We start from the raw sequence: 19,723 nt of genomic DNA, 5'->3' as shown, positions 1-19,723 counted from the left end.
GGGGGAACCGACAACAGCTGGAGTCAGCCATGGTGAACGTGAACCCTGCGAACGGTGGTACCGACCCCGCGCAGGTGGTCCGCACCTGGCCGGACCTCCTGGCGGCTCTGTTGAAGGGGGAGGACCTCGACCGCTCGTCCACCGCGTGGGCGATGGACCGGATCATGAGCGGCGAGGCGTCCCCCGTCCAGGTCGCCGGGTTCATGGTGGCGCTGCGGGCCAAGGGCGAGACGGTCGACGAGATCGCCGGCCTGGTGGACGCGATGTACGAGCACGCCGAGCCGCTGGACATCCCCGGCCCGGCGGTCGACATCGTCGGCACCGGCGGCGACCGGGCGAAGACCGTCAACATCTCCACCATGTCGGCGATCGTCGCCGCCGCGGCCGGGGCCAAGGTGGTCAAGCACGGCAACCGGGCGGCCTCCTCGTCGAGCGGGTCCTCGGACGTGCTGGAGAAGCTCGGGGTGGCGCTGGACCTGTCCCCCCGGCGGGTGGCCGAGGTGGCCGAGGAGATCGGGCTGACCTTCTGCTTCGCGGCGAAGTTCCACCCCTCGATGCGGCACGCCGCCACCGCGCGGCGCGACCTCGGGGTGCCCACCGCCTTCAACATCCTCGGCCCGCTGACCAATCCGGCGAAGGTCACCTCGCACGCGATCGGCTGCTTCGACACCCGGCTCTCCGGACTGATCGCCGGAGTGCTCGCCCGGCGCGGGGCGACGGCGCTGGTGTTCCGCGGCGACGACGGGCTGGACGAACTGACCATCACCACCACCTCGCGGGTCTGGGTGGTGCGCGACGGTGTGGTCACCGAGACCTCCTTCGACCCGCGGGACGTCGGCATCGAGCTGGTCGGCATCGAGGCGCTGCGCGGGGCCGACGCCGCGTACAACGCCGAGGTCGCCCGCCGGCTGCTGGCCGGGGAGCGCGGGCCGGTGCGGGACGCCGTCCTGCTGAACACCGCGTCGGCGCTGGTCGCGCTCGACCTGGGCGACGCCCCGCTGGCGGAGCAGCTCGCGGCGGGCATGGCGCGGGCGGCCGAGGCGATCGACTCGGGCCGGGCGCAGGACCTGCTGCGGCGCTGGTCGGAGGCCACCAGCCGGGGCTGAGGCGGTAGTTGAGGGCCCGTGCCGGTTCGCCGGTGCGGGCCACTTTTCTGCCCGCCCCGAGCCGAAGGGGCGCGCCGGTGCCGAAAGTCGAGGAGCGACAAGCGAGGTACGAGCGCCGGAGCGACGAGCGTCGGCGCCGGGTCGGAGCGCCCCGGAGGCGAGCGGGCGATGACCCTGTCCGGATGGTGGATGCCTGTTTGACCGTCCGACGTACCCGACCTAGAGTCTTCGCCAGGTCATGAGTGACAGCGCCAAGCCCCAGCTGGCTGTCCGGCAACCCTCCGTCCGTGGCGGGGTGCCCTGGGTGAGGACCGGGTCGCCGGGCAATTCGTCCGCGCGACAAGCGCGGACACCGGACGACTCAGCACTCCCGGGGTCCCTTACCCCGTGAAGGAGTGCATCCTCATGTCCCTTTCCCTCGGTACCACCGCCCCGCTCGCCGTCCTCGGCCACGACGTCCAGGTGCCGCTCGCCAGCGGTGACAAGGTCGGTTACGCGGCGCTCGACTACGCGGCCAGCGCGCCGGCGCTCCAGCGGGTGTGGGACGACGTCGCCGCCTACGCCCCGTACTACGGCAGCGTGCACCGCGGCGCCGGGTACCTCTCGCAGCTGTCCACCGACCTGTTCGAGCAGAGCCGCCGGACCGTCGCCGAGTTCCTCGACCTGCGCGAGGGCGACCAGGTGGTCTTCACCCGGGCCACCACCGACTCGCTCAACCTGCTGGCCTCCGCCGTCCCGGCCGGCACCCGGGTGTTCGCCTTCGAGACCGAGCACCACGCCTCGCTGCTGCCCTGGGCGCACGCCGGGCTGGAGGTCGACTACCTGCGGGCGCCGCGTTCGCGGGCCGAGGCGGTGGCCGCGCTGGAGGCCGCGCTGGCCGCGGCTCCGGAGGGCCCGAAGCTGCTGTGCGTGACCGGCGCCTCCAATGTGACCGGCGAGCTGTGGCCGGTCGCCGAGCTGACCGGGACCGCGCACCGGTACGGCGCCCGGGTGGTGCTGGACGCCGCCCAGCTGGCCCCGCACCACCGGGTGTCGGTGCGCGAGCTGGACGTCGACTGGATCGCCTTCTCCGGCCACAAGCTGTACGCGCCGTTCGGCGCCGGGGTGCTGGCCGGTCGGTCGGACTGGCTGGACGCGGCCGAGCCGTACCTGGCCGGCGGCGGCGCGACCCGCACGGTGGCCCGGGAGCTGGACGGTTCGGTGGCGGTGCAGTGGCACACCGGCCCGGCCCGGCACGAGGCCGGTTCGCCGAACGTCATCGGCGCCTACGCGATCGCCTCGGCCTGTCGGGCCCTCAGCGAGGCCGGCTTCGACGCGCTGGAGGCCCGGGAGCGGCAGCTGGTCGACCGGCTGACGGCGGGCCTGGCGGAGATCCCGGAGGTCCGGGTGCTGAACCTGTTCGGCGCCGGGTCGGACCGGGTGGGCGTGCTGTCCTTCGTCGTCCGCGGCTGGAACAGCTCGCACTTCTCGGCCGCGCTGTCCGCCGAGTACGGCATCGGCGTGCGCGACGGGCTGTTCTGCGCCCACCCGCTGGTGCGCACCCTGCTCGGGGACGAGGACGTGGCGCCGTCCGAGTGCGGGGCGCCCGAGCCCTCGCTGCCGGGCGAGCGCAGCCTGAACGCGATCCGGGTGAGCTTCGGGGCCGGCACCCCGGACGAGCACGTCGAGCGCTTCCTGGCCGCGGTCCGCGAGCTGGTCTCGGACGGCGCGGCGTGGAACTACCGCAACGAGGGCGGCCGTTGCGTCGCCGACACGCGGCGCTAGGGTCCGAAGACGGACCCTTGGTGCTGAGGCCTACTCGTCCAGGCCGAGGGCGAAGGCGGCTTCCAGGTCGTGCTGGGAGTAGGTGCGGAAGGCGATCTGGGTCTCGGTGTGGGCCACCCCCGGGACCTTGTTGAGCCGGCCCGGGATGACCTCGGCCAGGTCGTCGTGGCGGCGCACCCGGACCATCGCGACCAGGTCGTAGCCGCCGGTCACCGAGTACACCTCGCTGACCCCCTCGATCGCGGCGATGGCCTCGGCGATCTCCGGGATGCGGTCGACGCTGGTCTTGATCAGGACGATGGCGGTGATCACAGTTCGGGCTCCTTCTTGGGGTGCGGCCAGCGTATCGGGCCTCAGCCGGGCCGTCTCGGGGGGTGGCCGACCACGGTGCAGGCGTACAGGAAGCCGGCCGAGAAGCCGATCACGTGCACCAGGTAGGCCACCCCCGGCCCGGCCGAGTGCACCGACCACCACTGCAGCGCGAACCAGAGGCCGAGCACCAGCCAGGCCGGGAAACGCAGCGGGAGGAAGAGGAGCAGCGGGACGAGGGTGGTCACCCGGGCCCGCGGGTGGAAGCGCAGGTAGGCGCCGAGCACGGCGGAGATCGCGCCCGACGCGCCGATCAGGACCCGGGTGGAGTCGGGCGAGTGCGCCTCGGCGAGCGCGAAGCCGTACGAGGCGAGGCTGCCGGCGGCCAGGTAGAAGAGGAGGTACCTGGCCCGGCCGACCCGGCGCTCGACGGTGGGCCCGAAGACGTGCAGGAAGAGCAGGTTGCCCAGCAGGTGCAGCCAGCCGGCGTGCAGGAAGAGGCCGGTGAGGGCGGAGACCGCCGGGTGCTTGCCCGGGGTGGGGGCGGCGGGGCAGCCGGGGACCGGGTCGGGGGCCTCGGCCAGTTGTTCGGCGGTCAGCGGGCGGCCGGTCAGCAGCTCGGCGGGGACGGCGCCCCAGCGCTGCTCGTACCGCTGTTCGGCGCAGATCCGGGCCTGGCCGGTGCCGTACAGGGGGTTGAGGCCGGCCGCCGGGCCGAGCAGGAAGACCAGGGTGTTGACCGCGATCAGGGCGTAGGTGACCGCCGGGGCCGGCAGCACCGGGCGGCCGCCCCGGGCGTCGGTGTGGTCGGGGGCCGCGAGCGCCATGCGGCCAAGCATCCCTCCGGGCGCGGCAGGTGACACGGCGGTTTACGGCAGGTGGACTACTGGCCCTCCGGCGGTCGGGACGGGCCCCGGTCATCTCAGCTGACCGGTGGTCCCGGCGGTTGCCCCAGGCAATAGGCTTGGGCCGGGCAATCCCGCCTCCCGCCGCCGACGCCGGGGCTCCGGGGGGAGCGCCTAGCCCGCCAAGGGACCAGCCGAGAGGACCCCCGATGACCGTCCCCGCACTGACCGCCGAGACGCGCTGGCGCTGCACGCTGTGCGGCAACCTCACCCGCTTCGACGTCACCCGCACCGCACGGGTGACCGAGTTCCTGCACTTCGACCTGGCCGGCGAATCCAAGGTCGAGGAGACCGAGGTGCACAGCGAGACCGTCGAGTCGGTGCGCTGCCGCTGGTGCAACGCGGTGGACCAGGTCGAGCTGGTGGCCCGTCCGGGCGCCGAGGGCGCGGAGGCCCCCGCCGCGCAGGGCTGACCCCTCCGGTGCGGGTGGGCGGTGCGCGTCGCGTCCGCCCACCGCGCGGGACAATACAGACAAGACGCACGGAGCGTGACGACAGGGGCGGCCGCAGCCGCACCCGCTGGACCAGGATCGGAGCCGAGGACGTGGTGGACGCAGCGAGGGAGCCCGGCGAAGCGCAGGGGCTTCAGCCCGCTGCGCCGGCACCGGAGCCGGCCGCCGAGCCGGTCCCGTCCGAGACCGCCCTCCCGGGGGACCCCGGCGCGGCCCCGGCCGGTGCCGGCGCGGAGCGGGTGACCGAGAAGCTGGACCGGCCGCTGCCGGAGGGGGTGCGCCGACGGGTGGTCGGGCTGGCCTCGGACGCGCTCGGCGGGCTGCCGCCCGGTGAGCTGCCGCAGAGCCTGCGGCAGTACGTCAAGTTCACCCCCGCGCGGCGGGCCAAGTACGCGGCCACCGCGTTGGCGGCGGCGCTGGAGTCCGAACCGGCCTTCCGGGTGCGGATAGCGGAGCGGCTGCGGCTGGGCCAGCCGGACCTGGTGAAGGCGCTGGAGTCGGGCACCGTCCCCGGCGCCGCCGATCCGATGGACGTCGCGGCCGCCGCCTACCTGGTGCGCTCGGCCGGCTGGAGCCGGCTGGTCGCCGAGGCCGGTGAGGAGGCCGAGCGGGCCGGCGCCGAGGACGCGGCGGCGGAGGCCACCCGGCTGGTGGAGAAGCTGCAGGCCGAGTTGGCCGAGGTGCGGGCCGCGGCGCGGGCGGACCTGGACCGCCAGCGCGCGGAGTTCGAGGGCGTCCGGCGGGAGGCCGAGTCGCTGCGCAAGAAGGTGCGGTCGCTGGAGAGCGACACCCGGCGGGCGCAGGCCGAGACTCGGCGGGTGACCGGGGAGCTGGAGGCGGCGAAGGCGCAGGCCACGGGTGAGCGCAGCGCGGCCGAGTCCGAGGCGCGGCGGCTGCGGCACCGGGTGTCCGAGCTGGAGACCGCGGTCGAGCAGGGCCGCCGCTCGGCGCGGGAGGGGCGCAGCGTCGAGGACATGCGGCTGCGGCTGCTGCTGGACACCGTGTTGCAGTCGGCCCAGGGCCTGCAGCGCGAGCTGGCGCTGCCGGTCTCCCAGATCCGCCCGGCGGACCTGGTGGAGGCGGTGGTGCCGGGGTCGGCCTCGCCGCACGACGTGGCCCGGCGCGGTCTGGCCGAGGACGATCCGGCGCTGCTGGACCAGCTGCTGGCGATCCCGCAGGTGCACCTGGTGGTGGACGGCTACAACGTGACCAAGACCGGGTACCCGGCGCTGCCGCTGGAGCAGCAGCGGATCCGGCTGCTGGGCGGGCTGGCGATGCTGGCCCAGCGCACCCAGGCGGAGGTCACCTGTGTGTTCGACGGGCAGGACCTGGACGTCCCGGTCATCATGGCGCCACCGCGCGGGGTGCGGGTACGGTTCAGTCGGACCGGCGAGACCGCGGACGAGCTGATCCGCCGTCTGGTCCGGGCCGAGCCGCAGGGCCGTCCGGTGGTGGTGGTCTCCACCGACCGGGAGGTCGCGGACGGCGTGCGGAAGGCGGGTGCGCGCCCCGTGGCCTCGGTGCTGCTGCTGAACCGGCTGGCCAGGCCCTGAACCGGGGGCGGACGGCGTGACGGCAGGTCAGTGCGGCTCCGGCGCGGGTGTGCGGATCCGGTGAAGTCAGTGGGAGAACCCGGAGTTCACGCCTTCGGGGGAGTGGCAAAACGGATAGATCTTCACTAGGGTCTGGCGTCAAACCTATTTTCCGGAATCTCACCTGATCGGGTGAGCCCGTTGGAAGAAGGAGCCGGTCCCTTGGCCTCCCACCGCCGTCCCAAGCAGCCGAGCCGCGCGCGGGTCTCCGTGCTCACCGCGGCTGCTGCGACCGCGGTCGCCCTCTCCGCCCAGGTCGCCGCGCACGCTGCTCCGCAGCCGAACAAAGCCGACGTCAAGGCGCAGATCGACCAGCTCCAGCAGGAACAGGAGCAGGCGGCCGAGAAGTACAACGGCGCCAAGGAGCGGGCCGACCAGCTCCGCAAGCAGGCCGACCAGCTGCAGGACCAGGTGGCCCGCAGCCAGGACCAGATGAGCCAGCTGCAGGTGGGCCTGGCCCAGGTCGCGGGCGAGCAGTACCGCACCGGCGGCATCGACCCGTCCGTCCAGCTGATGCTCTCCTCCGACCCGACCGGGTACCTGGACAAGGCGTCGAGCGTCCAGCAGGCCAGCGCCACCCAGACCGAGGCGCTCAAGGGCCTGCTCGACCAGCAGCGCCGGCTGGACCAGGAGAAGGCCGAGGCGGCCGCCGTGCTGGCCTCGCTGGACTCCACCACCAAGGACCTGAACCAGGCCAAGACGGACGTCAACACCAAGCTGAGGGCCGCCCAGGACCTGCTGAACTCGCTCAGCGCCGCCGACCGGGCGGCCCTGCGGGCCCAGCAGCAGCAGGACGACCGCGCCTCCCGCGGCGCCGACCGGGTCGACCTCAGCAACCTGCCGCCGGCCAGCGGCTACGCCGCCGTGGCCGTGGCCAAGGCGATGAGCAAGCAGGGCTCGCCGTACAGCTGGGGCGCCACCGGGCCCAGCACCTTCGACTGCTCGGGCCTGATGCTCTGGGCGTACGGCCAGGCGGGCGTCTCGCTGCCGCGCACCTCGCAGGAGCAGGGCCACATCGGGACCGCCGTGACGCTCTCCACCGCCCAGCCGGGCGACCTGGTGATCTACGGCCCCGACATGCACCACGTCGCGATGTACATCGGCAACGGCATGGTGGTCCACGCGCCGCACACCGGTGACGTGGTGAAGGTGATGAAGGCCGACGCGATGCCGATCAACACGATCCGCCGGATCTGACGGTCCGGTACGTCCCCGAGGGGCCGGTTCCGGCCCTGTGATCCGCGCCACCTCCCGCCGGGGGTGGCGCTTCGGGTTTGCCTCTTCCGCGGCCGGACGGTGAGAGTCGATCAGCTTTGTGTGCGGCGGCGATCACCATCAGTCATTTTCACAAAAGAACATGGGTAATCTTCCGTCTTTTTTCTGACAAGGATTTGAACGGATCACGGTTCAGTTACTAGGGTCGTGCTCCGAACCACCGCACAGTCGATCACCCAGCCGGGGTGGCGGCGGTGGTTACCGTCGAGTTCGCGAAACAGCGGGGCAGGTCGAAGCGACTGCCCGACAGGGGAGCCCAGTAGTCGGGGGTGCTGCGGAGCGGAGCCGGGGAACCACGTTCCTCCGGGGTGAATCGGCGCCAGGTCGGCCGTAGGTGAGGCCGGTGAGGCGTCGTAGGGCATGCTTCCGGCCCGAACCCGTCAGCTCACCCGGTAGGCGGCCGTAGGAAGAAGGAGTCCGCCTTCGTGGCGTCCCATCGTCGTCCCAAGCCCGCCAGCCGTGCCCGCGTCTCGATCATGACCGGCTTCGCCGCCGCAGCCGTCGCGCTCTCCGCGCAGTCCGGCGCGCACGCCGACCCGCAGCCGACCAAGGACCAGGTCAAGGAGCAGGTCGACCAGCTCAACGAGCAGGCCGAGCAGGCGACCGAGAAGTACAACGCCGCCCAGGAGAAGCAGCAGGAGCTGGAGAAGCAGGTCTCCGGCATGCAGGACCAGGTGGCCCGGCAGCAGGCACAGGTGACCGACCTGCAGGGCGGCCTCGCCGAGATCGCCGGCGAGCAGTACCGCAACGGGGGCATATCCCCGACCGTCCAGCTGATGTTCTCCTCCACGCCGGACAACTTCCTCAACCAGGCCGGTGCGCTGAACCAGGCCGGCAGCACCCAGAAGAACCAGCTGAAGCAGCTCCAGGAGCAGCAGCGCAAGCTCGACCAGGACCGCACCGAGGCCCAGGGCAAGCTCGCCGAGCTGGAGTCCACGACCACGCAGCTGAAGGCCTCTAAGGACGAGGTCCAGAACAAGCTGAAGGCCGCCCAGGACCTGCTCAACACGCTGACCGAGCAGGAGCGCCAGGCCATCAAGGCCGCCGAGGACAAGGCCGCCGCCGACGCCGCCGCGAAGGCCGCCGCGGCCAAGCCCGCCACCCCGGACCGCGCCTCCCGCGACAACAGCCGCAGCGACCTCGGCTCGGGCTCCACCGCCGCGCCGGTCAAGATCGCCCCCGGCAGCTCGCACGGCGCCGCCGCGCTGGCCGCCGCCGCCACCAAGGTCGGCAGCCCGTACATCTGGGGCGCCGTCGGCCCCGGCTCCTTCGACTGCTCCGGTCTGATGGTCTGGGCGTTCAACCAGGCCGGTGTGTCGCTGCCGCGCACCTCGCAGGAGCAGGCCGGTGCTGGCACCCGGATCGGCTCGGACATCTCCCAGGCCCAGCCCGGCGACATGCTGATCTTCTACGGCGACGCCCACCACGTCGGCATCTACGCGGGCAACGGCCAGGTGCTGCACGCTCCCAAGCCGGGTGCGTCGGTGCGCTACGAGGCCGTCTCCAACATGCCGCTGTCGTCCATCGTGCGGGTCTGATCCTCACCAAGCCCCCAAAAACAGGGGTAGCTGCCACGGGCCCGGTCCTCCGTCACGGAGGGCCGGGCCTGCGGCTTTTCCGGTGGATCGACCGGATGTCCGAATAGGGGTCAAATATTCGGATCGGTAGGGGTTTGGACTCGCTTGCCCGGACTCGCTAACGTCTGCCACCGGACTCCCGATCGACGGCCGCCCACCGGGGCGCGGCCGCGGGGCCGCGCCGCAGGACTGGAGCCGCTGCCGCCATGCCCGTGCACCGTCGTTCCCAACTGCTCGCCCGTGCGCTGGTACTGACCGCGGCCGCCACCACGGCCCTGGGCGTGGCGACCGCCGGCAGCGCCCAGGCCGCCCCCGGGGCGCCGGACACGCCCGACCGCAAGGACGTCAAGGCCCAGGTCGAGCAGCTGTACGACGAGGCCGAGCAGGCCTCGGAGAAGTACAACGCCGCACTGGAGGCGCAGAAGCGGCTGCTGGGCGAGACCACCGTCCTCCAGGGCGAGGTCGCCGCCGCCCAGGACCAGCTCAACCAGCTGCGCGCCGACCTCGCCACGGTGGCCGGGGCCGAGTACCGGGGCGGCGGGATGACCCAGACCGCCCAGCTGATGCTCTCCACCGACCCCGAGGCCTACCTCAACCGCGCCCGGACCCTGGGCCAGGCCGCCGAACGCCAGCAGGAGACCCTGCACGAGCTGGTCACCCGTCAGCGCCGGCTCGACCAGCGCCGCACCGAGACCGCCGCCAAGCTCGCCGAACTGGACGAGGCCCGCCGCTCGCTCGCCGAGAACAAGCAGCAGATCCAGCAGCGCCTCGCCACGGCGCAGAAGCTGCTCAACAGCCTGGGCGCCGCCGAGCGGAACAGGATGGTCGCCCAGGACGCCCGGGAGGCCGAGCAGCGGGCCACCCGCGGCACCGACCGGCTGGACCTCGGCAACGCCCCGGCCGCCTCCGAGCGCGGGGCGGCCGCGCTGGCCGCCGCCGTGCGGATGGTCGGCTCGCCCTACGTCTACGGATCCACCGGACCCCGTGCCTTCGACTGCTCCGGTCTGATGTACTACAGCTGGCGGCAGGCCGGAGTGACCCTGCCGCGGACCTCGCAGGCCCAGGCGTACGCCGGGCAGCGGATCAGCCTCTCCGAAGCACGGCCGGGAGACCTGGTGATCTTCTACCGGGACATGCACCACGTCGGGATGTACGCCGGCGGCGGCGTGATGGTGCACGCCCCGTACCCCGGCGCCAAGGTCCGGTACGAGAGCGTCAATGCGATGCCGGTCTCCGGGGTGGTCCGGCTCTGAGCGCCACGCCCCCCGGGTCGGACGGCCCCCACCCGATAGACCCGGCCCGCCGCGCGTTGTCCCGGCGCGGTGCGCTGCTGCTGGCGGCGGGCGGGCTGGCCCAGCTCTCGCTGCCCCCGGCGGCCCCCGCGGGGGTGTCGGCCGGACGGGCCGCCGACCGGCAGGCCGAGGTCGCCGGGCTGCTGGCGGCGCGGGCGCGCTCGCTGCCCGCCTGGTCGGGGCTCACCGGGGCCGAGGCGGTCTACCGCAACCTGGTGCTCTCCCCGCCCGCCGGGCCGGACCGGCAGGGCGCGTCCGCCGAGCTGGCGCTGCGGATCGCCGGGTACGACGAGTACCCCGTGGTGTACCCGCGCCGGATCGAGCTGGTCCGGGACTCCGGCGGCTGGCGGGTCGAGCACGAGGAGGGCACCGGCGGGCCCCCGGCGCTCTGGGACCTCGGCCCCGTGCGGACCGCCGCCGGCGCCCACTGCCTGGTGCTCGGCCTGGCCGACGGGCCCGACCCGGCCGCCCTGGTCCCGGTGGGGGACACGGCGGTGCCGGCCGTCAGCGCGGTCTGGGGCAGCGCCTGGCCCGGCCGGCTGCTGCTCGAACTGCCCGCCACCGAGGTGCAGTTCGCCCGGCTGCTGGAGGCCGACCCGGCGGGCTGGACGGGCATGGCGGCGGTCACCGTGGCCGCCCCCGGCGCCCCCTGGCACACCCCGGCGGACCGGGTGGTGATCAACCCCGAGGCCTTCGCGCGGCTCAGCGACTTCGGCCGCCAGGTCGTCGTCACCCACGAGACCACCCACGTCGCGACCCGGGCCGACACCCGCGCCTGGACCCCGCTCTGGCTCTCCGAGGGCGTCGCCGACTGGACCGCCTACCGGGACTCCGGCCGCCGCCCGCAGCAGATCGCCCCCGAACTGGCCCGGGACGTCGCCGCCGGGAAGCTGCCCACCGCGCTGCCCGCCGACGCGGACTTCGCCGCCGGCGCCACCGGCATCGCCCAGGCCTACGAGCAGTCCTGGCTCGCCTGTGCGCTGATCGCCCGCCGGTACGGCACCGAGCGGCTGGTCGCCTTCTACCGGGCGGTCGGCGCGGCCGACGGGCAGGGCGAGGACCGGGACCGCCGGACGGACCGGCTGCTGCGCGCCGAACTGGGCGTCGGGCTGGCCGAGTTCACCGGGCTGTGGCTGGCCGAGGTGGCGGCGCTGAAGGGTTAGCGCTTGGCCGGGTGGTCGATGCCGTCGAGCAGGTCCTGCTCGTACGCGATGCCCGGGCGGACCGGGTAGGCGGAGGCGGGCGGCAGCGCCGGGGGCTCGTCGGCCAGCACCACGGTGGGCGGCAGGGCCGTCGTGGCGCGGGTGGAGCGCCAGAGCCGGACACAGGAGAGCAGGGCGGCTGTCAGCAGCAGCAGGTTGCGCAGGCCCAGCACGGTGACCGCGAGCGGTTCGCTGTTGAGGACCTGGGTGAACATCGTCGGGAACTCGAGCAGGGTCAGCGGGCAGGCGAGCAGGATCAGCAGGGCCACCGGCCGCTGGCTGGTGCCGCGCACGGTCAGGCAGACCGCCGCGACGCCGATCAGCCAGACCAGGTACTGCGGGCTGATCACCCGGCTGGTCACCACGAAGATCAGCAGCGCGCACAGCGCCGCGTCGTACATGGTGGCGGCGTTGCGGCGGCGGGCCGTGAAGCGCCACAGCAGCAGCCAGAGGAAGCCCAGCACGGTGCCGGCCATCATCACCTTGCTGATCACGCTGACCCACGGCCCGAGCATCTCGGGGGAGCCGTAGTTCATGGTGACCTTGCCGTTCCAGCCCCCGGCCAGCCGGGCGATGTGCAGCGGCAGCGCGCCGACCGACTCGACCTCGATGCCGCGGGCCCCCTGGAAGGCCAGGAAGCCGAAGGCGCCGTTCATCCCGGCCGCGAGCAGGAAGCCCACCGAGACGGCGGTGGCGGCCGCCAGCGTCCAGGAGCGGCGGGTGCGGCGGCCGGACGGGGTGCCGATCAGGCCGAGCAGCGGCCAGACCTTGACGATGCCGCCCAGGCCCAGCAGCAGCCCGCCGATCGCCGGGCGGCGGATCAGCGCGAGCAGGCCGGCCAGGGCCAGCGCGGTGACCAGGAGGTCGAAGCGGTTGTAGATCATCGGGCCGAGCAGCGGCACGGCGACCACCCACAGCCAGGCGCCGGTCAGCGCCCGGCCCCGGCGCAGCCCGGTGCGGATCAGCAGCGCGGCCGCGGCGGCGTCGGCGATCCCGCAGATCACCCAGAACGAGGTGAGGTACGACCAGGGCAGCAGGCCCGGCAGCAGGATCACCAGGGCGGCGCCCGGCGGGTACTGCCAGGTGACGTCGTCGAACGGGAAGGTGCCGGTCTGCAGCACGCCGTACCAGGCGTGGTAGATCATCCAGACGTCGGCGGTGACGTCGCCGCCGGGCGACTTCAGCACGCCGGTCATCAGCAGCACCAGCACGGTGCGGGTGGCCACCCAGGTCGCCCCGAGGGCGGCGAGCGCCCCGAGCGGGCGGCCGAGGCGGCCGCGTGAAGAACCGGACTCGGTGGCCGGGGCCAACTCCACTGCGCTCCCTCGTTCGTCTCGACGTCCTCACCGGAGGCGTCGTACGGACGGACGCCCGGGCCGCCGCATCGCGGCCTAGGTACTAGGACTGACCCGGGGGTCAAACGGTTGCCGTGCGCGGTTCCGTTCCCGGCGGGTCGTGGTGTTGACCTATCGTACGGATCACCCAGCGGTACACCGAGCACCCCCCGACCGAGCGAGCCGTGGCCTGATGCACAGAACCTTGATCGTCACCAATGACTTCCCGCCCCGCCCGGGAGGCATCCAGGCCTTCGTGCACAACATGGCTGTCCGTCAGCCCGCCGGGAGCATCGTGGTGTACGCCTCGACCTGGCGGGACGGCACCGAGGTGCGCCGCTTCGACGCCGAGCAGCCGTTCCCGGTGATCCGGGACCGGACGAAGGTGATGGTTCCCACACCCCGGGTCACCCGGCGGGCCGCCGAGATCCTGCGCGCCGAGCAGTGCGACTCGGTCTGGTTCGGCGCGGCCGCGCCGCTGGGCCTGATGGCGCCCGCGCTGCGCCGGGCCGGGGCCGGGCGGCTGCTCGGCATGACCCACGGGCACGAGGCCGCCTGGGCCCAGCTGCCGGGCTCCCGGCAGCTGCTGCGCCGGATCGGCGAGGGCACCGACGTGCTGACCTACCTGGGGGAGTACACCCGCTCGCGGATCGCCGCCGCGGTCGGGCCGCGGGCCGCGGCCCGGATGGTGCAGCTGCCGCCGGGCGTGGACGAGACGACCTTCCACCCCGGCTCCGGCGGCGCCGAGGTGCGCCGCCGGCTGGGGCTGGCGGACCGGCCGGTGGTGGTCTGCGTCTCCCGGCTGGTGCCGCGCAAGGGCCAGGACACCCTGATCGAGGCGATGCCGCAGATCCTCCGCGACGTGCCGGACGCGGTGCTGCTGATCGTCGGCGGCGGGCCCTACCGGGCGGACCTGGAGAAGCTGGCGGACGCCCGGGGCGTCCGGGACTCGGTGCGGTTCACCGGCTCGGTGCCCTGGGCGGAGCTGCCCGCCCACTACGGGGCCGGGGACGTCTTCGCGATGCCCTGCCGGACCCGGCGCGGGGGGCTGGACGTGGAGGGCCTGGGGATCGTCTACCTGGAGGCCTCGGCGACCGGCCTGCCGGTGGTCGCGGGGGACTCCGGCGGGGCGCCGGACGCCGTGCTGGAGGGCGAGACCGGGTACGTGGTGCCGGGCGGCTCGGCCGAGGCGTCGGCCGAGCGGATCGTCCGGCTGCTGCGGGACGAGGAGCTGCGCCGGCGCCTCGGGGAGGCCGGGCGGCGCTGGGTGGAGCGCTCCTGGCGCTGGGACCTGCTGGCCGGGCGGCTGACCTCGCTGCTGGCGGGCTGACTCCGGTACGTGGAAGGGCCCCGGGGGACGCCCCCGGGGCCCTTCCACGTACGGCGCTACTTCTTGTAGAGGGCCTCGATCTCGGCGGCGTAGTCCTTGAGCACGACGTTGCGCTTGAGCTTGAGCGAGGGCGTCAGGTGGCCGCTCTCCTCGGAGAACTCGGTGTCCAGCAGGCGGAACTTCTTGACCGCCTCGGCGTGCGAGACGGCCGCGTTGCCGTCGTCCACGGCGGACTGCAGGGCGGCCAGCAGGTCCGGGTCCTCGGCGAGCTCGGCGACGGTGGCGGTGGCGGGCTTGCCGTTGAGCTCCTTCCACTTCGGGAAGAAGTCCGGGTCGACGGTGATCAGGCAGGCGATGAAGGGCTTGCGGTCGCCGACCACCATGACCTCGCCGACCAGGGCGTGGGCCCGGATCCGGTCCTCGATCACGGCCGGGGCGACGTTCTTGCCGCCCGCGGTGACGATGATCTCCTTCTTGCGGCCGGTGATGGTCAGGTAGCCCTCGGAGTCCAGCGAGCCGAGGTCGCCGGTGGCGATCCAGCCGTCCTTGAGGGTGTCGGCGGTGGCCTTCGGGTTGTTCCAGTAGCCGGTGAAGACGTGCGGGCCCTTGAAGTAGACCTCGCCGTCCTCGGCGATCCGGACGGAGGCGCCGGGGACCGGCTGGCCGACCGTACCGATCTTCGGCTTGTCCCACGGGTTGAAGGCGGTGGCCGCGCAGGTCTCGGTCAGGCCGTAGCCCTCCAGGACGGTGAAGCCGATGCCCCGGTAGAAGTGGCCGAGCCGCTCGCCGAGCGGGGCGCCGCCGGAGATCGCGTGGGTGGCCCGGCCGCCGAGGGCGGCGCGCAGCTTGCTGTAGACCAGCTTGTCGAAGACGGCGTGCTTGAGCCGCAGGACCAGGCCCGCGCCGCCGGCGTCCAGTGCCCGGCTGTAGGCGATCGCGGTGTCCGCGGCCTTGTCGAAGATCTTGCCCTTGCCGTCGGCCTGGGCCTTGGCGCGGGCGGTGTTGTAGACCTTCTCGAACACCCGGGGCACGCCCAGGATCAGGGTCGGCTTGAACGACGCCAGCTCGGCGGTGACGTCCCTGATGTCGGAGACGTGGCCCAGCTTGATCGGGGCCATCACCGGGGCGATCTCGGCGATCCGGGCGAGCACGTGGGCCAGCGGCAGGAAGAGCAGCACGGAGCTCTCGCCGGTGCGGAACAGCGGGGCCAGGCGCTCGACCACGTTGCCGCACTCGGCGAGGAAGTTGCCGTGGGTCAGCTGGCAGCCCTTCGGGCGGCCGGTGGTGCCCGAGGTGTAGACGATGGTGGCGACGTCGTCGGGGCCGGCGATCGCCCGGCGCTCCTGGACGGTCGCGTCCGGGACGTCCTGGCCGGCCTCGGCCAGCGCGGCGATCGCGCCGCCCTCGATCTGCCAGGTGTGCTTGAGCTCCGGCAGCCGGTCGCGGACCTCGGCGAGCACCTTGACGTGCTGGTCGGTCTCGGTGACCAGGGCGACGGCGCCCGAGTCGCCGAGGATCCACTCGACCTGCTCGGCCGAGGAGGTCTCGTAGACCGGCACGGTGATCGCGCCGGCCGTCCAGATCGCGAAGTCCAGCAGCGTCCACTCGTACCGGGTGCGGGACATGACGCCCACCCGGTCGCCGGGCTCGATGCCCGCGGCGATCAGGCCCTTCGCGGCGGCGTGCACCTCGGCGAGGAACTGGACCGCGGTCAACTCCTGCCAGTGGCCGTCCACCTTCCGGCTGAGCACGGCGACGTCCGGGTGCTCCTCGGCGTTCCGGTGCACAGGGTCGGCGAGGTTGCCGCCGCTCGGGACCTGGTAGAGGGCCGGAAGGCTGAAGTCGAGCAAGACTGCTCCTCGTTCGCGACGCTGCGGGACGGCAGGACGTTACTGCCCGGTAGGCAGCTTCGACCAGGGGGGTCGGCCCCGGTGTTCGAAGTGTCACACCCGGCCGGGTCGGACCAGGCCGTGACCGGGTCGTTCGACTGGCACCCTACGGCAGCCCATCGGTGACCGGTCGGTAGCCCGCCCCGTCGGCCGCCCCGCCCCGGCCGCCCCCGACGCCCCCACCCGCCGTCACCGGTGCCCGTGCGGCCGAGTCGATCGCCGGTCGCGATAGCCTGCTCCGGGCGGACCGGGTCGAGCGCGCCTCGACCGGACCGGCAGGCAGCGGGACGACGCGGAGGGTCATTCCATGGCGGAGCACACCAGGTCGAGCATCATCATCGACGCCACCCCGGCCACGGTGATGGCCGTGATCGCCGACTTCGCCGCCTACCCGGCCTGGACCGGCGAGGTCAAGGAGATCGAGGTCCTGGAGAGCGCCGAGGACGGCCGTGCCGCCCAGGTCCGGCTGCTGCTCGACGCCGGAGCCATCCGCGACGAGCACACCCTCGCCTACACCTGGGACGGCAACCGCGAGGTCAGCTGGACCCTCGTCCGCAGCCAGATGCTCCGCTCGCTGGACGGGTCCTACACCCTCGTCCCGTTGGCCGGCGACCGTACCGAGGCCACCTACCAGCTCGCCGTGGACGTCAAGATCCCGATGCTCGGCATGATCAAGCGCAAGGCCGAGAAGGTCATCATCGACCGCGCGCTGGCCGGCCTGAAGAAGCGCGTCGAGGGCTGACCGGGACGGACGCGGCGGAACGGGGGCCGACGGCATGACGGCGACACGCACCATCCTGGTCAGCGGCGACGCGGGCGCACCCGCCGTGGCCGCCGCCACCGCGCTGCACGCCGCCCGGCGCGGCCACCGCACCTGGCTGCTGGCCGCCGACGACCCGCACCGGGCCCTGGACTCCGCGCTCGGCACCCGCCTGGAACCGGAACCGCTCGGCTACGCGCCGGGCCTGACGGTCTCCCGGATCGACGAGCAGGCCGCGTTCCGCTACGCCGTCGGCGAGCTCACCGGCCGGCTCAAGCCCGCCCTCGACCTGCTCGGCGCCGAACAGCTCGACCCCGAGGAGCTGACCGCCCTCCCCGGCATCGCCCGGCTCGCCCTGCTGCGCGCCCTGCCCGCCGCCGACCAGGACGTCCTGGTGGTGCTCGCCCCCTCGCCCGCCGAGCTGATCGCCACCCTCGCGCTGCCCGAGCAGCTCACCCGCTACCTGGACCGGCTGGTCCCCGAGCAGCGGCAGGCCGCCCGCGCGCTGCGCCCGCTGCTGGCCGGGCTGGCCGGCGTCCCGATGCCCGCCGAGTGGCTCTACGAGGGGCGCACCAGGGCCGCCGCGGTGCTCGCCGAGTCCCGCGCCGCGATCAGCGACCCGGGCACCAGCGTGCGCCTGGTCGTCTCCGCCGACGGCCACCCGTACGAGCAGCTGCGCCGGGTCCGGGCCGGGCTCGCGCTGTACGGCCACCGGCCGGACGCCGTCGTGGTGCACGGCGCGCTGCCGCCCGCCGCGCTCGCCTCGCCCGACCCCTGGCTGGCCGAGCTGGCCCGCCGCCGCCAGGAGGAGCTGGACCGGCTCGCCGCCGAGACCGACGCCCCGCTGCTGGTCACCGGCCTGGCCGAGGGCACCCTGGAGGCCGTCGCCGACCGCCTGTACGGGGCCGGGCCGGGCCCCGAGCGGCTCGAACCGCAGCCCTGGTCGGTCGAGGACCGGCTCGCCGAGGAGGGCCTGCTGGTCTGGCACCTCGACCTGCCCGGCGCCGACCGCTCCGGGCTGGACCTGGTCCGCCGGGGCGACGACCTGGTGGTCGGCCTCGGCGCCCACCGCCGGGTGCTCCCGCTGCCCGCCGCGCTGCGCCGCTGCACGGTCGCCGGGGCGGGGCTGCACGAGGGCGTGCTGTCGGTGCGGTTCGCGCCCGACCCTTCGCTCTGGCCGCAGGGCTGACGGGCCTTCCGGCCTTTCACCGGGGTACCGCCGGTCGGGTAGCGTCGGGCCGCAAGGGGCCGCGGGGTGCGGCCACGGCTGAGGAGGCGCCCGCGATGACCAGCACCGACGACCGTACCGAGCCCGGCGCGGAGCAGGGCGGCGGGCCGTCCCACCCGTTCGGGCCGGAGCTGGGCCCGCTGGTGGACGAGGTGCGCCGGTTCGCCACCGCCGTCGGCGAGAAGGCGCAGGAGACCAGCGCCACCACCCTGATCACCCTCTCCGGCCTGGCCGACCGCCTGCGCACCCAGCAGCCGGAGGTCTACTCCCACCTCGCCGCGGCCGGCTCCGGGCTGGCCGCCGCGGGCGCCGAGCTGCTGGCCGCCTACCGCGCCGCGGTGGCCGGGCACGAGCAGCGCTGGACGGCCGGGGAGGGGGCGCCGGTGGAGAAGATCGACCTCGACGCACCCGGCCGGGCCGAGGGCGCCGACGGGGATGACGGGCCGTCCGCCAAGCAGTGAATCCGTAGCTTCCGTAGCGTGATCGCGCTGCTTCCGTACGTCACGAAGCTGGGGATTAGATAAGACTTTTGAAGCATCACAGCCCGGTTGGTCCCGGATTGTCTTCGAATAATGTATGCGAGGCTATGTACGGGGGCTGGGTTGGGCGGTACCGTTCCGCCCAGCGGGAACGAGTGAATAGCTGAGGGACACATGGCTCTGACCATCGGCGTCGATGTCGGCGGGACCAAGATCGCGGCAGGCGTGGTCGACGAGGCGGGAGCGATCCTGGCCCGGACCCGGGTCCCCACCCCGGCCGACCCCCAGTGGGCCGTCGACGCCATCGCGCAGGCCGTGCGCGAGCTCAAGGAGCAGCACCCCGACGTCGCAGCCGTCGGCGTCGGCGCCCCCGGCTTCGTCGACAGCAACCGCTCCACGGTGATCTTCGCGCCCAACATCGACTGGGAGAACGAGCCGCTGCGCGGCCGGATCGAGGAGCTCACCGGCCTGTCCACGGTGGTCGAGAACGACGCCAACTGCGCCGCCTGGGCCGAGTTCCGCTTCGGCGCGGCCGCCGACCACCAGGACATGGTGCTGATCACCGTCGGCACCGGCATCGGCGGCGGCATCGTCCTCGACGGGCGCCTGCACCGCGGCCGCTTCGGCGTGGCCGGCGAGATCGGCCACCTCAACATGGTCCCGGACGGCCTCCAGTGCGGCTGCGGCGGCAAGGGCTGCTGGGAGCAGTACGGCTCCGGGCGCGCGCTGCGCCGCTACGGCCGGGAGAAGGCCGCGGCCGACCCGGTGCGCGGCAAGCGGATGCTGGACCTCAACGACGGCGTCGCCGAGACCATCCGCGGCATCCACATCACCGAGGCGGCCGAGGAGGGCGACCCGCTCGCCCTGGAGTGCTACGCCGAGCTCGCCGACTGGCTGGGCCGCGGCATGGCCGACCTCGCCGCGCTGTTCGACCCGGGCGTGTTCGTCCTCGGCGGCGGCGTCTCCGACTCCGGCCGACTGCTGCTCGACCCGGTCGCCAAGGCCTTCGAGCACTACCTGACCGGCGGGGTGCACCGCCCCCGCGCCGAGGTCGTGCTGGCCTCCATGGGCTCCGCGGCCGGCATCGTCGGCGCGGCGGACCTCGCCCGCACCTGACCTTCCCCAGCACTCCAGACCCGCCGGCGGCGGTGCGACCGGGCCCCGACCAATCCCGGACGCACCGCCGCCGTCGCACTACGGTCTCTCCCAGTGACACCGCACCAGGGGAG

General features: G+C 73.8%; 17 protein-coding genes and 2 riboswitches. Of the genes, 13 read left to right on the top strand and 4 right to left on the bottom strand.

The features are described from left to right. Positions 1–29: 29 nt before the first annotated feature. Together trpD and ACFVXG_RS37470 are read left to right on the top strand one after the other, a co-directional pair. Positions 30–1,106 carry an anthranilate phosphoribosyltransferase gene (trpD, locus tag ACFVXG_RS37475; RefSeq protein ID WP_387934333.1) on the top strand — a complete coding sequence of 359 codons (1,077 nt, stop codon included), beginning with the start codon at positions 30–32 and terminating at the stop codon, positions 1,104–1,106. Positions 1,107–1,340: 234 nt separating this feature from the next. Next, a riboswitch (SAM riboswitch) is annotated at positions 1,341–1,458 on the top strand. A gap of 53 nt (positions 1,459–1,511) precedes the next feature. Continuing rightward, complete coding sequence (locus ACFVXG_RS37470; RefSeq protein ID WP_387934331.1) at positions 1,512–2,870, top strand: aminotransferase class V-fold PLP-dependent enzyme; 1,359 nt, start codon at positions 1,512–1,514, stop codon at positions 2,868–2,870. A gap of 30 nt (positions 2,871–2,900) precedes the next feature. Here the strand turns inward: ACFVXG_RS37470 and ACFVXG_RS37465 are convergent, their stop codons facing one another. Further along, positions 2,901–3,182 (bottom strand): Lrp/AsnC ligand binding domain-containing protein, encoded by a 282-nt coding sequence (locus ACFVXG_RS37465; RefSeq protein ID WP_030240061.1) that lies wholly within the window; start codon positions 3,180–3,182, stop codon positions 2,901–2,903. 41 nt (positions 3,183–3,223) lie between these two features. After that, positions 3,224–4,006, bottom strand: a complete 783-nt coding sequence (locus ACFVXG_RS37460) for a rhomboid family intramembrane serine protease (RefSeq protein WP_387934329.1) — start codon at positions 4,004–4,006, stop codon at positions 3,224–3,226. 227 nt (positions 4,007–4,233) lie between these two features. On the opposite strand from ACFVXG_RS37460, the gene ACFVXG_RS37455 reads away from it, so the two are divergent. The 6 genes from ACFVXG_RS37455 to ACFVXG_RS37430 all read left to right on the top strand — a co-directional run bounded on the left by ACFVXG_RS37455 (position 4,234) and on the right by ACFVXG_RS37430 (position 11,435). Continuing rightward, the gene (locus ACFVXG_RS37455; RefSeq protein ID WP_350504551.1) at positions 4,234–4,497 is read left to right on the top strand and encodes a hypothetical protein; all 264 of its coding nucleotides are present in this window, start codon (positions 4,234–4,236) and stop codon (positions 4,495–4,497) included. A 131-nt stretch (positions 4,498–4,628) separates the two neighbouring features. After that, a complete protein-coding gene (locus tag ACFVXG_RS37450) occupies positions 4,629–6,089 on the top strand; it encodes an NYN domain-containing protein (protein ID WP_387934327.1) in 1,461 nt (486 codons plus the stop codon). Positions 6,090–6,290: 201 nt separating this feature from the next. Further along, positions 6,291–7,325, top strand: coding sequence for an NlpC/P60 family protein (locus tag ACFVXG_RS37445; protein ID WP_387934325.1), 1,035 nt, complete (start codon positions 6,291–6,293; stop codon positions 7,323–7,325). A 338-nt stretch (positions 7,326–7,663) separates the two neighbouring features. Further along, positions 7,664–7,818, top strand: a riboswitch (cyclic di-AMP (ydaO/yuaA leader). Between the two features lie 10 nt (positions 7,819–7,828). Continuing rightward, positions 7,829–8,941, top strand: a complete 1,113-nt coding sequence (locus ACFVXG_RS37440) for an NlpC/P60 family protein (protein WP_387934323.1) — start codon at positions 7,829–7,831, stop codon at positions 8,939–8,941. A 245-nt stretch (positions 8,942–9,186) separates the two neighbouring features. Continuing rightward, positions 9,187–10,233, top strand: a complete 1,047-nt coding sequence (locus ACFVXG_RS37435) for an NlpC/P60 family protein (protein WP_387934321.1) — start codon at positions 9,187–9,189, stop codon at positions 10,231–10,233. A gap of 56 nt (positions 10,234–10,289) precedes the next feature. After that, entirely contained in the window at positions 10,290–11,435 is a 1,146-nt protein-coding gene (locus ACFVXG_RS37430) for a hypothetical protein (RefSeq protein ID WP_387934319.1), read from the top strand. Here ACFVXG_RS37430 and ACFVXG_RS37425 read toward each other — a convergent pair. After that, a complete protein-coding gene (locus ACFVXG_RS37425) occupies positions 11,432–12,790 on the bottom strand; it encodes a glycosyltransferase 87 family protein (protein ID WP_387934318.1) in 1,359 nt (452 codons plus the stop codon). The genes ACFVXG_RS37430 and ACFVXG_RS37425 overlap by 4 nt on opposite strands. Positions 12,791–13,001: 211 nt before the next feature. Between ACFVXG_RS37425 and ACFVXG_RS37420 the strand changes: the two genes are divergently transcribed. Then, positions 13,002–14,138, top strand: coding sequence for a glycosyltransferase family 4 protein (locus tag ACFVXG_RS37420; RefSeq protein ID WP_387934316.1), 1,137 nt, complete (start codon positions 13,002–13,004; stop codon positions 14,136–14,138). Positions 14,139–14,194: 56 nt separating this feature from the next. On the opposite strand, the gene ACFVXG_RS37415 is transcribed toward ACFVXG_RS37420, so the two are convergent. Beyond that, positions 14,195–15,988 (bottom strand): AMP-dependent synthetase/ligase, encoded by a 1,794-nt coding sequence (locus ACFVXG_RS37415; RefSeq protein ID WP_387934315.1) that lies wholly within the window; start codon positions 15,986–15,988, stop codon positions 14,195–14,197. Between the two features lie 346 nt (positions 15,989–16,334). On the opposite strand from ACFVXG_RS37415, the gene ACFVXG_RS37410 reads away from it, so the two are divergent. From ACFVXG_RS37410 to ACFVXG_RS37395, 4 genes are all read left to right on the top strand, one after another. Next, complete coding sequence (locus tag ACFVXG_RS37410) at positions 16,335–16,769, top strand: SRPBCC family protein (RefSeq protein WP_387934313.1); 435 nt, start codon at positions 16,335–16,337, stop codon at positions 16,767–16,769. 34 nt (positions 16,770–16,803) lie between these two features. Then, a complete protein-coding gene (locus ACFVXG_RS37405) occupies positions 16,804–17,976 on the top strand; it encodes an ArsA family ATPase (RefSeq protein ID WP_387934312.1) in 1,173 nt (390 codons plus the stop codon). A gap of 95 nt (positions 17,977–18,071) precedes the next feature. Continuing rightward, positions 18,072–18,476: a DUF5304 family protein gene (locus tag ACFVXG_RS37400; RefSeq protein ID WP_387934311.1), complete on the top strand. Its 405-nt coding sequence runs from the start codon at positions 18,072–18,074 to the stop codon at positions 18,474–18,476. 192 nt (positions 18,477–18,668) lie between these two features. Next, positions 18,669–19,610: an ROK family glucokinase gene (locus tag ACFVXG_RS37395; protein ID WP_387934310.1), complete on the top strand. Its 942-nt coding sequence runs from the start codon at positions 18,669–18,671 to the stop codon at positions 19,608–19,610. The last annotated feature ends 113 nt before the right edge of the window (positions 19,611–19,723 follow it).

Origin of the sequence: Kitasatospora sp. NPDC058162, assembly GCF_042884005.1 — a bacterium.
In the GTDB taxonomy this organism is placed as follows: Bacteria; Actinomycetota; Actinomycetes; order Streptomycetales; family Streptomycetaceae; genus Kitasatospora.
Note: the sequence above shows the minus strand (reverse complement) of the source record. Positions and strands in the feature narration are given on the sequence as shown.